The 13,586-nt window shown below is 49.7% G+C and carries 14 protein-coding genes; 7 read left to right on the top strand and 7 right to left on the bottom strand.

Translation table 11 applies throughout. The features are described from left to right. Positions 1–157 precede the first annotated feature (157 nt). Together ACTRXI_RS04870 and ACTRXI_RS04865 are read right to left on the bottom strand one after the other, a co-directional pair. Positions 158–877, bottom strand: coding sequence for a Na-translocating system protein MpsC family protein (locus ACTRXI_RS04870; RefSeq protein WP_474261336.1), 720 nt, complete (start codon positions 875–877; stop codon positions 158–160). 469 nt (positions 878–1,346) lie between these two features. Continuing rightward, entirely contained in the window at positions 1,347–1,676 is a 330-nt protein-coding gene (locus ACTRXI_RS04865; protein ID WP_474261335.1) for a hypothetical protein, read from the bottom strand. Positions 1,677–1,904: 228 nt separating this feature from the next. On the opposite strand from ACTRXI_RS04865, the gene ACTRXI_RS04860 reads away from it, so the two are divergent. Then, positions 1,905–3,104: a DUF418 domain-containing protein gene (locus ACTRXI_RS04860; RefSeq protein ID WP_474261334.1), complete on the top strand. Its 1,200-nt coding sequence runs from the start codon at positions 1,905–1,907 to the stop codon at positions 3,102–3,104. Positions 3,105–3,137: 33 nt separating this feature from the next. On the opposite strand, the gene ACTRXI_RS04855 is transcribed toward ACTRXI_RS04860, so the two are convergent. Together ACTRXI_RS04855 and ACTRXI_RS04850 are read right to left on the bottom strand one after the other, a co-directional pair. Next, positions 3,138–3,326, bottom strand: coding sequence for a hypothetical protein (locus ACTRXI_RS04855; RefSeq protein WP_322525456.1), 189 nt, complete (start codon positions 3,324–3,326; stop codon positions 3,138–3,140). Positions 3,327–3,344: 18 nt separating this feature from the next. Further along, positions 3,345–3,587, bottom strand: coding sequence for a hypothetical protein (locus ACTRXI_RS04850; protein WP_474261333.1), 243 nt, complete (start codon positions 3,585–3,587; stop codon positions 3,345–3,347). Between the two features lie 121 nt (positions 3,588–3,708). On the opposite strand from ACTRXI_RS04850, the gene ACTRXI_RS04845 reads away from it, so the two are divergent. From ACTRXI_RS04845 to ACTRXI_RS04830, 4 genes are all read left to right on the top strand, one after another. Further along, positions 3,709–4,482 carry an ABC transporter ATP-binding protein gene (locus ACTRXI_RS04845; protein WP_474261332.1) on the top strand — a complete coding sequence of 258 codons (774 nt, stop codon included), beginning with the start codon at positions 3,709–3,711 and terminating at the stop codon, positions 4,480–4,482. Next, positions 4,479–6,140 (top strand): putative ABC transporter permease subunit, encoded by a 1,662-nt coding sequence (locus ACTRXI_RS04840; RefSeq protein WP_474261331.1) that lies wholly within the window; start codon positions 4,479–4,481, stop codon positions 6,138–6,140. Before ACTRXI_RS04845 ends, ACTRXI_RS04840 begins: the two co-directional genes overlap by 4 nt. 145 nt (positions 6,141–6,285) lie before the next feature. Beyond that, complete coding sequence (locus tag ACTRXI_RS04835; RefSeq protein WP_474261330.1) at positions 6,286–7,167, top strand: TetR/AcrR family transcriptional regulator; 882 nt, start codon at positions 6,286–6,288, stop codon at positions 7,165–7,167. Then, positions 7,164–8,639, top strand: coding sequence for an MDR family MFS transporter (locus ACTRXI_RS04830; protein WP_474261329.1), 1,476 nt, complete (start codon positions 7,164–7,166; stop codon positions 8,637–8,639). Before ACTRXI_RS04835 ends, ACTRXI_RS04830 begins: the two co-directional genes overlap by 4 nt. A 46-nt stretch (positions 8,640–8,685) precedes the next feature. Here ACTRXI_RS04830 and ACTRXI_RS04825 read toward each other — a convergent pair whose 3' ends face one another. Further along, positions 8,686–9,555, bottom strand: coding sequence for an NAD(P)-dependent oxidoreductase (locus ACTRXI_RS04825; protein ID WP_474261328.1), 870 nt, complete (start codon positions 9,553–9,555; stop codon positions 8,686–8,688). Positions 9,556–9,702: 147 nt separating this feature from the next. Here ACTRXI_RS04825 and eutB point away from each other — a divergent pair, with 147 nt between their 5' ends. Then, a complete protein-coding gene (gene eutB, locus ACTRXI_RS04820) occupies positions 9,703–10,665 on the top strand; it encodes a hydroxyectoine utilization dehydratase EutB (RefSeq protein ID WP_474261327.1) in 963 nt (320 codons plus the stop codon). Positions 10,666–10,684: 19 nt separating this feature from the next. Here the strand turns inward: eutB and ACTRXI_RS04815 are convergent, their stop codons facing one another. Then, complete coding sequence (locus tag ACTRXI_RS04815) at positions 10,685–11,272, bottom strand: hypothetical protein (protein ID WP_474261326.1); 588 nt, start codon at positions 11,270–11,272, stop codon at positions 10,685–10,687. A gap of 170 nt (positions 11,273–11,442) precedes the next feature. Between ACTRXI_RS04815 and ACTRXI_RS04810 the strand changes: the two genes are divergently transcribed. Beyond that, a complete protein-coding gene (locus tag ACTRXI_RS04810) occupies positions 11,443–12,654 on the top strand; it encodes a cytochrome P450 family protein (RefSeq protein ID WP_474261325.1) in 1,212 nt (403 codons plus the stop codon). A 55-nt stretch (positions 12,655–12,709) separates the two neighbouring features. Here ACTRXI_RS04810 and speB read toward each other — a convergent pair whose 3' ends face one another. Then, positions 12,710–13,585 carry an agmatinase gene (speB, locus tag ACTRXI_RS04805; protein ID WP_474261324.1) on the bottom strand — a complete coding sequence of 292 codons (876 nt, stop codon included), beginning with the start codon at positions 13,583–13,585 and terminating at the stop codon, positions 12,710–12,712. Position 13,586: the final 1 nt, after the last annotated feature.

The raw sequence follows: 13,586 nt of genomic DNA, 5'->3' as shown, positions 1-13,586 counted from the left end.
CCCGATGAGAGGGCATTATTATGAGTTATGTATCTTTAGTTCCGTTCCTAAAAGAGAGTAGTACTTCTGCTGCGTCCTACGTGCCGGCCAGACCGGAAGATATACAAAAAAGCCATGCCGGATTATTCCAGCATGGCCTTTTACATATACCATACAGTTACTTCGCCTCCGACACAGGATCCGTAACAAATACAACAACGCTTGTGTCGTTATCAAAATCCCAGTCCACGAAAATATCATGTACCTTCGCCCCAAACAGACGATCAAAGCGTATTTCATTTAACAGCTGTTTTTCCAGGTGACGCTTCGCCGTTTTCAGATTTGCTCCATGACCCAGATTAATTAATTCTTTTTCAATTAGAATTAGAATACCTGTCCTGGCAGCTATTAATGTTCGTTCATTGATCTGGTACATCGCAATATCATCGGGAATTTTTTCTGTTTTGGCACTGACGTCGTTCACTTTTCTTTTGATATCTTCTTCGTATTCCGGTCGCTTTTTTTCTTTTTCGATCTTTAACTCCTGAGAATTCAAGGCAGTAATCATGCCCGACCGGTTTTCGATATTCCAGTCAAAATAAAACTCCCAGCCGTCTATATCTGCGATCCTTGACAGGTAATGCTTCACTTCAGGAAGGATCTGCTCCATCATTGTCTCCCGGAGCTCTTCGACAGCTTCCTGGTTTCTCTGCCCCATGATAACCTGCTCCATCGGAGACAGAAATTTACGGATATGCATTACGATGCAATGAGGATCAATGCTGACGTAGACCGATTCAGGGCCCTTCCCAAAGTGATCCCTTAATAACTTTCCAAGGTAGCTTCCCAACTGCTTCTGTTGCTCCTGTAGGTCTTCACTTGAGTAATTTTCCGCCATGCCCTCTCCTCCTCTTAATATATATCGGCTAAATTTAAAGATCTCAAAAAAGATCTATGTATGAATTGCAAAATAAAGGCCTACCTCCCCGGGAAGGCCGGCCATTGTGCCTACAAAATACCACCTTAATAAATGATATTCTATTATCTCTTTCCCGCCCATGCGCTTCATTCAATCATTTAATTTCGATAATCTGCGTTTAACCCGCAATTTTATTAAATAAACCCACATAAAAAACCGGACACTTTTTTCAAGCACCGGTCCTTTTTCCGTATTCATTTCATACTTCGTACATCGAAACGGCTCCAGCGTTCACTGGCGAGCAGCCGGCTGGGTTTTATGAAAAAAATCACGGCGGAAAAAACAGCTCCGATCAGCAGTCCAACCAAAAAACCAAGCATCAAACCACTACTATAACAAGAACGCGGAGGTATAGCTTTAGAAGCTGCTTCCTGTTATGTACAAAGCTTTATAATTCCGGTTCGTAAAATTCTACGCGAAGCCCTTCAAGCGTAAGTTCTTCCGGCTTCCATTCTCCTTCCTCAAGCAGCCCTTCCCGGGTAAAAACAAGAGAGTCCTTATCCTGAAAATCTTCAAGCTCCCAGTAAAGCATCCGGTTTTCTTCCTGATAAATCTCAAGGTAAGCGGCATTTGAATGTTCCTTTGCGTGTCCTTTAAATAAACCAAAGGGAAATGTTTTTTTGGACCGGTTTTCCATTTTTCTGAACGTGAACTTGTGTGTTTCATCAATCGTGCCGTGCATTTCATCTTCCTGAATATTAATTTCTATTGTTCTCAATGTATCTCTCCTTTTCTGTATTTACTTTGATTGATAGTTATTTATGAATAAAAAGCCCTGTACATTTAACGTTATACAGAGCTGTAGAGAAATAACATATTTACCATACTTCTTTACTACCCTCATTTTTTCCCGTGTAATCTTTCTTTAAAGAATTACCGCAACCTTTTCTTTCTCTGTACGTAGGTTTGGTATACTGGATCCAGTTTCTAAGAAGGAGGAAATCAGATGGCCCAGGCGGTATCTCTAAAAGAACGTATACATACGATCGACATGCTGAGAGGCTTTGCCCTGCTCGGCATTATACTGGCAAATATGGCCGCCTTTAAAGCTCTAGGCTTCAGCCAGTACGCAGATATGATAAATACCAGTCTGACGGAGACTACAGCAGCCGATCAAGCTATTAATACGCTGCTGGACTTTTTTGTGATTGGAAAATTTTATCCCCTGTTTTCTTTTTTATTCGGGCTCGGATTTTATATGTTCCACAAGCGTCTGGTAGAAAAAAACCTTTCCGCTGACCGTATTTTTCAGCGCCGGCTTCTTTTTTTACTGTTTATCGGCATGATCCATCTCATATTTTTATGGTCAGGCGATATTCTTCACTTATACGCGGCGACTGGCTTCTTTCTGCTTATGTTTATTTATAGAAGCAGTAAAGCAGTTTTAGCATGGGCTCTCGGGCTTATCCTTGCTGCGGGAGTCTTTATGACGCTCCTGTTAACTGCAGCCTCCGCGGGGACTGCCTCAATGAACCCCGGGGCCTCCGCCGAGCAGTCAGTTGCTTCGGGGATTTCTGTAATGAGAAACGGCTCCTACGTCGATATTTTATCCTACCGGCTGAGCAATGAAGTCGTATTCGTTCTGCTTCAGCTTCCGTTTTCTGTGCCCTTCATTCTTGGATTGTTTCTCCTCGGCTTTTATTTTGGACGCCGGAGCATGTTTACAGAAGCCGCGTTTCATATAAAGTCATGGAAGCGCCTCTGGGTACACAGCCTGTGGCTCGGCCTTGCCCTGAATGCCGCCGTTACAGCACTTAAACAGGAATGGACAGCCCTTCCCGGCGGTATCAGCACCGGGCTCGGAGATGGTTTGAATTATATCGCCGGACCAGTGATGATGCTGTTTTACGTGTCGTCGTTTGTGCTGGCCGTAAAAAAACCAGGACTGCGCCGGCTTCTGCTTCCATTCGCCTCCATGGGGAGACTCGCTTTAACAAACTACCTGCTGCAGACTATTATTGCTGTTCTCTTGTTTCATGGCTACGGTCTGGGGCTGTTCGGGGAGGTTTCTGTTACTGGCGGGTTTATTGCAGCGTTAATCATTTATATTTTCCAGCTCGCCGGCAGCCATTGGTATGTGAAGAAATTTTCCCAGGGGCCAATGGAATATCTGTGGCGCAAATGGACCTACGCTCGTACGGCGTGAATCCAAAAGGCAGCCGCTCAAGCGCAGCTGCCTTCATTGCTCCGGTTCTTTAGTAATATTTTTATTCCACCAGTCTGCTGCCTGTTTGCGAAACACGAGCAGCGTGCACCCAAACAAGCATAAAATCGCGGGAATCCAGTTCGGGACACTGGCTAAAATAAATAAAAATACGCCGATGCCGTTAATAAGCGTGGCCAGATTCATCACTTTTTTTGGTTTCAACGTTTCTCCCCCGTTTAGCTATGTTAATTTTTCCGTTGGATAAAATTCAATTTCCCGGCTTTCCCCCGGTTCCAGGTTTTCTTCACAAAATTGCTCCACGATATCTTTTAGGGAAGCGGAATCAGATGCAGCGTAGCGTTCCTTTAAATAGCTGTTCACTTTTTTCTGTTGCTTCCGGTGCGCTTTTGGTACCATCAAAAAACCAATCATTTCACCGTCAGACGTGCGGTCCAGTCTATCCGCCAGTTCTTCGTAGGTCATTTCAGCCCTCTGCCTCCTTACACGGTACGCTCTTTTATCATTTCCATTATTTTCTATATCATTTATGATGAACATGTCTTTTCATCTTTCCCACAGCATATCATACAAAGGAGGGCCCGACATGCATGATTATCCCGCAGTAGAAGTAAGCCAGCTGACAAAACAATTTAAGGGGGCCACTGCTGTACACCCATTGAGTTTCGAGGTCCACGCTCATGAAATATTCGGCTTTCTCGGACCAAATGGGGCCGGTAAAACAACGACGATGCGGATGCTCGCCGGACTGCTTGAACCGAGCAGCGGGGATGGATACATTCATGGTAAATCGATTATAAGTCAGGCGCTCGAAGCAAAGCAGCAGCTTGCTTATCTGCCCGATAAACCAGATATCTATCCAAAGCTCACAGGATGGGAATTTCTTCAGTTTATTGCTTCTGTATTTAAACTCGACAAAAACATATGGATAGAACATGCAGAGAGGCTCCTGCACCGGTTTGATTTAACAGAAAGCGCCGGCAGGTTAATGGAGACATATTCACATGGCATGAAGCAGAAAATAGCTTTAACCGGAGCCCTGATTCATCAGCCGTCTGTTATTTTTCTGGACGAACCTACGGTCGGGCTCGATCCGAAGAGCTCACGCGACCTTCGGGCTATTCTGCGCGAAACCGCAGCAGACGGCACTGCCGTTTTTTTCTCCACTCATATGCTCGACGTTGCTGATCAGCTCTGTGACCGGGTTGGAATCATTCACCAGGGGATGCTTCTGCAGACGGGCACTCCAGAGGCGCTTAAACAGGAGCATGCCGGTCACGCCGAAGGCTCTCTGGAGGATGTCTTTCTCCGCATGACAGAGCAGCACGAAACCGAAGGCCCTGAAGGAGAGGTTCCGTGATACAAACGCTCTGGTATTATCAGAAAAAAACGCTGCGCCATCAGTACAAGTCTCTGCCGTCCGGGCGAAAAGTATTATACATCACTCTGACAGCCCTGGCCCTGTTCATTATGGTTCCCTTTGGTCTCGGCATGGCTGCGGCCGGGGACGTTTTTTCTCCGGAAAGCTTACATGCGGTCGTCGTTTACCTGCTGCTGAGCATCATGGCTGTCATCACTTTCGTGACCATGCCGCGCACCTTTCAATTGTTGTTCGGCTCCAAGGATATTGAGTTTTTATTCACTCTTCCCATCCGCTCAAGGCATCTGTTTGCCATGCAGTTTTTCACCGGATGGGCCGGATTCCCCCTGCTTTCCTTTTTATTGTTAACCGGGCTCAGCATTATTATCGGAGTCGTTTCCGGAGCCCACCTACTGTTTTATCCGGCCGCTGCTCTTTTGTTTTTCGGCCTGTCTGTTTTTGGAGCAGGCCTCGCGTTTCTATTGAATCTGTTTCTGGTTTATATTCTGCCGGCCCAGCGTGTCCAGCAGCTGACTACTGTAATCAGCTTCATATCTGCAGCCCTGTTTGTTCTGGCTGCGCAGATGCCAAACATTATTATGCAAAACGGTAACACATCCCTTACCATTGAAGCAGCTCCCGTATGGCTGCCCACGCAGCCGGTGGCAGCCGCTCTTTTCGCTTCTTTTCACGGGGAAGGCACAGGAGTCATTTATACAGCTGCCTCCCTCGGAGCTTTGGCGGTCATAAGCCTCGCTTCCCTGTGGTTCGTGGAAAAACACTATTTTTCCTCCTGGCAGCGGGCCGCCGAGCCCGTGGGAAACAAAATCAAATCGACCAGGCCCGGAGCCGCCCGCCCTGTCCCCCATGCTATTGCCTTTAAGGAATGGCGGGCTGTGCAGCGAAATCCTAAAGAATGGACCACCTGCTTCACGTTTGCCCTTATTCTTATTTTAATGTTCATCAATTTCTTTGGCAGCGACTCGGCGCTTGCTTCGCCCTGGACAAACCCCGCCTCCGCCTGGAGCAGTGTGCACGTTATGCTCGGTCCAGCTATTCTGCTTGGTCTGCAGCAGTTTGCTGCGGCCGCATTTGGAAGAGAGGGCGATTCCCGATGGATGCTGCGGGCGCTCCCTATAACACCCCGGCAGATTGTCCTCGGAAAATTTCTGGCTCACTGGGTTATGACAGGGGTGGCACTTACAGCTCTTGAACTGATCACCTTTCTGCTCTTTGGATGGAGCATCGTACTGTTTTTCGCCGGGCTTGTCCTGACACTTTCCCTCACAGCTGTTGCCGCTGCTTCAGGTGTCTGGGCCGGGGCCGCCGGCGGAACATACAACGAAAAAAACCCGCAAAAGCGGGTGCGGTTCGATACAGGAGTGGTATCCTTTTTCCTCAACGTTCTGTACCTTCTGCTTTTTTTCGTCCCCGCCTGGATGCTTTTAAGCGCCGGTCTGTCCCTGCACTCAAAATGGCACGGTCCGGAGCCGGCTTTTCTTCCCTTATGGAATACAGCCCCGTGGCAATGGATCAGCCTGCTGGGAGCCGGGGGACTTCTGTCTGCCGCCGGGATTGCGCTCCTGATCGTCTATCTCCATCTGGGCCATGGTACAAAAGAGCTCACAGAGCGGGGCGTTGATTATTTAGATACATAAACCTGCCGGGCTGCCGGCAGGTTTTTTTGCCTCAAAATCTCTAAGCTCATTACTTGATTCTATACATGGCAAATGCTACGATACTCTTTGTGACTAAACGTTCACCAAAAGTAACCACAGAGTCAAAAAGGGGGTCGAAAGCTGCATGACAGAGCGTAAGGATGAGCTTTTGGAAGCAGCACTGCAGCTGTTTGTGAAGCAGGGCTTCCACTCCACTTCCATCCAGCACATTACAGCGGCCTGCGGCATATCCAAAGGCGGCTTTTATAAGCATTTTGATTCCAAAGAAACGATGCTTTTAGAGCTGCTCCGCAAAGTGCATGAAAATATGCTTTATGAGGCCGAAAACTATCAGGAAACGCAGCATGAGCCTGAGCTCAAGCGGCTCGAGGGTAAAGTACGCATCGAGCTGGAGAAATTCACGGAGTACCGTCCGCTGTTTCAGATGCTATTCACGGAGTTCCCCCCTCACACGGAAAACAAAATTTCCAACTACTTAAACCGTATGCGCCGCTTTTTTCAGGAATGGCATGAACAATCACTACTGGAAGCCTTCGGCCCCCGGGTGCACCCTTACGTCAGTGATCTTGCTGTCATTCTCGAAGGAATCATGCACTCCTATTTAACCCTTATGACCTGGCATATTTCCGCTCTCCCGTTGAACCAGCTATCGGCATTCATCGTAGAGAGGCTTCATTCCATCGTTAAAGATGACAGTGATCTCCATCCCCAGCTTCCGAGAGAATGGGCCGGAGGAGAAGAGCCCGTGCAGGGCATGGAAAGCATCCGCTGCGAATCCGAAGCACTGCTTTTATTTGTAAAAGCCCGGCACACGCAGGGCGAACTGCCTGAAAAGACACTCCAGACAACTGAAATGATTCATGAAGAGTTCAAGGCAGAAATACCGAGGGAATTTTTGATCGATGCTTTACTGCATCAGCTGCAGCACCACGCGGATCTCCATACGCACACACAGAAGCTGAGTGCAAAATGGAGCGCATGGAAAGGAGAGAAACACGTACTATGAGTTCTTCATCTTGGGACATTCCCACCAGGCAGAAGGCAGCTATGATTACTGCCCTGCTGCTTGGTGCTTTTATGGGAATTATTAACGAAACACTGCTCGCTACTGCCCTGCCCTCCATTCAGGACGCACTCGGAGTCACCCAGGGGACCGTTCAGTGGCTGACGACGGCCTTCTTAATGACAAACGGCATTATGATTCCAATCTCCGCCTTTTTAATTGAACGCTTTACTACCAGAGGATTATTTTTGACCGCTATCAGCTTATTCGGTGCCGGTACCGCTATAGCAGCCATTGCTCCTTCGTTTCCGGTGCTTCTTTTTGCACGTGTTATCCAGGCATCCGGCTCCGGCATTATGCTTCCTCTTTTAATGACAGTGCTTCTGGCCATTATTCCCGTGGAGCGCCGCGGCACAGCGATGGGCATGATCGGGATCGTTATTTCGTTTGGGCCGGCTATCGGCCCGACGCTCTCCGGTTTTCTACTCGAGCACTTTCCGTGGAGAGCCTTGTTTATTACCGTACTTCCAATCGTAGCACTGACAATTATTACCGGGGCAGTCTTCCTGAAAAACGTGACCGAACTGGGCAGTCCGAAGATTGATGTATTGTCCATCATTCTTTCTTCCTTTGGGTTCGGCTCCTTTTTGTATGGCTTCGGGACGGCTTCCGAAAGCGGCTGGGGCAGCCCGGTCGTTCTTACCGCCGTAATTGTCGGTGCCCTGATTATCGGATTATTCGTCTGGCGTCAGTTTACGCTGAAGTCGCCGATGCTCGAATTCCGCGTGTTTAAATTTAAGATATTCAGTCTCGCCATCGGTATCACTATGGCGGTATTGATTTCATTAATAGGAGCAGAAACGCTTCTGCCGCTGTTCATGCAGAATGTGTTGGGCTTTACACCGCTGGAATCCGGCTTGATGCTTTTACCGGGCGCCATTGTGATTGGGATTATGTCGCCGATTACCGGACGCCTGTTTGACGCCTTCGGTGCGAAATGGCTTGCCATTACCGGGCTTTCCATTGTTACCATCACGACCTTTATGTTTACGAACCTTTCGCTTGAAACATCGTTTACGTATTTAACTATCGTATATGCCATCCGCATGTTCGGTCTCGCCTGTGCACTGATGCCGGTTATGACATCAGCTTTAAACCAGCTGCCGATGAAATGGTACGCCCACGGCTCGGCAATGGCGAATACGCTGCAGCAGATTTCCGCTTCTATCGGTACGGCCCTCTTGGTTACCTTTGTCGCCTTAGGTGCCCAGCAGTATCAGCCGGACGCCTCGACCTCCGCAGAAGCGGCTCCCCAGCTCGCTCAGGTAGCCGGGTTTGAATGGGCCTTTATGGGAAGCACGGCTCTTGCCTTTGTCGCCCTGATTCTTTCCCTTTTCTTAAGCTCACCGAAAGAAGAAAAAGAAATGACCCGTCAGGCAAACGAAGAACAGCAGAGCAGCGCTCCCGCTAAATAGCAAAAATCCCCGGCAGGCCTGAAAAAACGGCCTGCCGGGGATTTTTTTATTCGCTCCCTTTTGCCAGCAGCTTATACACCGCCGCAAAGTCTTCATCACCCATACCGTACTGCTTTGCCAGCGCATACGCTTCCCGGACTGAGCCGGTGACCGGCAGGGAAATTCCTGCCTGGTACGCTGATTCCTCAAGCAAATGTAAATCCTTGTAGGCATGCTTCAATGGAAACTGGGTTTCGTAGCTGCCGCTCAGAAGCATGTCACGCTTTCCAGCCACAGCAGGAGCCGTCGTCGGCACCTGAAGCAGCACATCAAGCGCCTGCTCTTTATCAAGTCCCAGTCCTTCTGCTGCGTGCAGGCCTTCTGATAAGCTCGTCATGGCATGCATCAGCGTTAAGTTGACGGACATTTTCATTGCAGATCCGCTTCCGGTTCCTCCCATGTAATGAACATTTTTACCCATAATTTCGAGAAGCGGCTGTACCTTCTGTACGTCCTCCTCACGGCCGCCGGCCAGAAACACCAGCTCTCCCTTTTCAGCGGGCCCTTTAGATCCAGATACCGGTGCATCCACCAGGCGCATTTCCTTCATTTTTGCAGTTTTGGCCATCTGCCTGGTAAAGCCGGGATTAACGGTGCTCATATCCACCCAGATTTTCCGGCTTGTTTCACCGGCAAACAGGCCGTCCACGCTGTTCGCGATTTCCTCAACTGCTTCAGGGTTCGACAGCATCGTGAATACGACATCCACCTTGGAAACCAGCTCTCTCGGCGTTTCCCGCCACCCAGCTCCTGCGTCGAGCAGGTGCTGTGCTTTTTGCTTAGTCCGGTTATAAATCGTAACCTTTTCCCCGGCATCCATTAAATTTTTTACCATGTTTGAACCCATAATCCCTGTTCCAATAAAACCAACTCTCACACTCATTCATCCTTTCTGCGTACACTTCTATTTGGGTGTTCCCTATCCGCCACCTGGCAAACGTCCGCCAGACCGTATTGTTTTCGCTTCTCCGCTTATGTTTAAATAAGTATAATTATAAATTTTGCTGCAGCAGGAGATGATTCTATGTTAACACTTCAGCATGCCTGGGAAGCAAGACAGCGATTACGTCCGGTACTTCCGGAAACGCCGCTCCTTTTTTCCCAGCCTCTGACAAATATTGCCGGCCATCCCGTGTACTTAAAGCTCGAGCAAATGCACGTCACCGGCTCCTTCAAGCTCCGGGGAGCGACTAACATGATTCGTTCTCTGACTCCGGAGCAGCGTGCCCAGGGCGTAGTCACATTTTCCACCGGCAATCACGGTTTCGCTGTAGCGACAGCAGCAGCCAGTCTCGGCATCCGCTCCGTCGTATGTGTCTCAGAAAACGTACCTGCAAATAAAGTCGAGGCACTCAAAGCAAGCGGCGCTGAGCTGCATGTGGAAGGCAGCGGCCAGGATGAAGCCGGAGAAGTCAGCGCCCGGCTCGTCGAAGAGGAGGGGCTGACTCTTATCCCTCCCTTTGACCACCCCTCTGTCATCGCCGGGCAGGCAACGATGGGGCTCGAAATCATCGAGCATCTACCCTCCGTGAAGCACGTGCTCACCGGTTTGTCCGGTGGGGGCCTGCTGTCCGGCCTCGGTCTTGCCCTGAAGGAACAAATTCCTGATCTTGAGCTGAGCGGTTTGTCCCTCCGGGAAGGAGCTGCTATGGATGAGAGCCTGAATATCGGCAAGCCGACTATCGTACCGGAGGCCCCGACACTTGCTGACAGCCTGCTCGGAGGTATCGGACTCGAAAATCAATACACTTTTTCCATGGTTCAGCGCTATGCCGACCAGCGCCTCCGGCTGCATGAAGACACGATCGCCCGTGGCATGGCGTTTTTATACGATAAGCATAAAATGGTGGTCGAGGGGGCAGCCGCTGTCGGCGCCGGCGCTCTTTTAGATGGACTCATATCCGTTAAAGGCCCCACTGTTCTCATCGTTTCCGGCAGCAGTGTGGACGTTCACACCCACCGCAAAGCAGTCGCTCCGTATATTTAAACAGACCGCTGCCCGGGGGCTATATTTTCTTTTCTTCCCGCTGGCGCGACCGGTACGGAGATAAAGAAAGCAGGTCCATGGCGTCCTGCTTCTTTATTTTTTCCCATTCTTTTCGGCGCTGGGCAAACCATTTACGATAATTTTTGTTTCCCATCTGTTTTTTCAAAAAAGAAAGGCTTTGAAGCGGGCCCTCTTCGGCACTCAGCGTTGTCAGCTGCAGCTGAAATGCCTCTTCCTTCTGCAGCCACACTTCCATCTGTCTTGGAGACATTAAAACGTAAGGCACTCTTCCCTCATACAGACGACGGTAAAGCAGCAGCCGGTAGTCCGCCTGGATGAGACGGTCGGCTTCCTCCTTCTGCTCCCGGAATTTTTCCGGAAAACGACGCGTGATTGCTCTCGCTTTTCTTTCTTCGTCGGCAGCCCAATGCTCAATATAACGGGACATATCAGCAACATAAAACGCACGACTGCGGTAGCTTTTAAAAAACGGCAGCTCCCGTTCCCACGCAATATATCCTTGTTTATCCTTTTCTAAATCATCGTTGCGGTATAGACGGTGGCATTCAAGTTCATTCCATTTACGATTCCATTCATGATAGATCATATTTTGCTATACCTCCGCAAAGGATGGATTTTTCTACATTCTAATTGTTTCTTCTTTAAACAACAATGATGACGCTTTCGAAAAAACGGGAATATCATTAACCTGTCCCCCGTTTCTTTAAATGCACGGGTACTTCCTCCCCTAAGCCTACTATAAAGGAGCCGATCAAAATGAAGAACGATTTCCACAGTAAAGAAGCCGGCTTATTCACTCATGCCTTTAACCAGAACCCGTATCCCGCCTTTCACTCTCTCCAGCAGCATGACCCAGTACATCAGGCCTTAATGCCCGACGGTCATTACGCCTGGATCGTTACCCGGTACGAGGACGCTGTCGCGGTACTGAAGGATAATCGCTTCATTAAGGATTTCACTGTGTTTTTAAATGAAGAAGAACGCGCCGAAGCACAGAAAAATATTTTTTCCCAAAATATGCTTTTTGCGGATCCCCCGGATCATAAAAGGCTGCGCGGACTCGTTCAGCAGGCATTTACACCGAAAATGATCGAAGAGCTGCGGGACAGAATTACAGAAATTGCAAATGAGCTGATTGATGACATGCAGAACCGCTCCCGAATTGATATTATCGATGACTTCGCTTTTCCGCTTCCTATCATTGTTATCTGCGAAATGCTCGGGGTGCCGAGCGAGGACAGGGATAAATTCCGTACCTGGTCCAACACCCTCGTCGAAGCCTCCAACGACCCGGGAAAAGCTGAAAAAATTCAGCAGCACACGGAGGAATTCACCGCCTACCTCAGGGATTGGATAGCCACCAGGCGGGAGCAGCCGGAGGATGACATGGTGAGTAAGCTCATCCAGGCAGAAGAAGCAGGCGATCGTTTATCCGAGCAGGAGCTATACGGAGTCGTTTCCCTGCTGATTATCGCCGGCCATGAAACGACGGTAAACCTCATTGCAAACGGCCTGTTCGCTTTGATGACTCACCCGGAGCAGATGCGCACGTTACAGCAGCAGCCGGACCTCATCCGCCCGGCCATTGAAGAAATGCTTCGTTTCGAGGGACCGGTTGAATTCAGCACCGACCGCTGGGCCTCTGAAACACTCGAGCTTCAGGGGAAAACGATCAACAGGGGAGACCATGTACTTGTCGCGCTTGATGCGGCCAATCGTGATCCGGAAGCATTTGAAGACCCCGATGTTTTCGACATCACCCGCGGCCACAGCAAACATCTTGCTTTTGGCAAAGGCATCCATTTCTGTCTCGGGGCCCCGCTTGCCAGAGTTGAAGCGGAAGTCGCCGTGAATACGCTGCTTGAACGTTTCCCGGAGCTGCAGCTGGACATAGCGTCTGATGACCTGGAATGGCGTCCCGGCATACTCATGCGCGGCCTCACAGAGCTTCCCGTTCGTCTGACGTAAATAAAAGGCCGGAAAACCTTAAGAGGCTTTCCGGCCTTTTTGATGGTCTCAGCTTCTATTTTGTCCAGCCGAGAAGCATCTCCCGAATACATTTTCCGGCCGCAATCGCAGTCTGGTCCCCGCTGTCGTATGGCGGTGAAATTTCCACAATATCGGCCCCGATTACATTAACCTCCGAAGCGGCAATTGCGTGAATGGCTTCCAGCAGCTCCTTTGACGTTATGCCGCCGGCTTCCGCCGTACCTGTACCCGGCGCGTACGCCGGATCTAAAACATCGATATCAATCGATACATACACCGAGCGTCCCTGCAGTTCTTTTAGATCCCGCCGCAGCGGCTCTGCTACTTCAAACGGGGAGAAGTGCATGCCGGACGTGCGGGCATAGTTGAACTCTTCCTTTTCTCCGGAGCGCACTCCGTAGGAATACACATTTTCCGGTCCTATTTTTTCGCAGATTTTCCGTACCGGGGTAGCGTGGGATAATGGCTCTCCCTCATAATCTTCGCGCAGGTCCGTGTGCGCATCGATATGAATAAAGGCGACAGAAGGATCATGCGCGCAGGCCGCCTGCATAATCGGCCAGGTCACAAGATGCTCTCCCCCTATCCCCAGAGGGAATTTGCCATCCGCAAACAGATGCGCCGCCGTCTCCTGGATAATCTCTACGCTTTTGGCCGGATTTCCGAACGGAAGCACCATATCCCCGGCATCGTGATACGAATAGTCCTCCAGATGCTTGTCCAGATAGGGACTGTATTCCTCGAGACCGATAGAGGTCTCCCGAATCCGGTTCGGGCCAAAACGGGAGCCCGGACGGAAGCTGACCGTCCAGTCCATCGGCATGCCGTACAATACCACGCTGCTGTCCTCATAGGAAGCAGAGCTCCCGATAAATACCTTTCCTGTATAAGCCGGATCAAAGGCATCCATA

The sequence above is a fragment of the Marinococcus sp. LNHM4E3-1 genome (assembly GCF_056034405.1).
The sequence above is the reverse complement of the archived record's forward strand: the minus strand, read 5'-3'. Positions and strand labels throughout refer to the sequence as shown.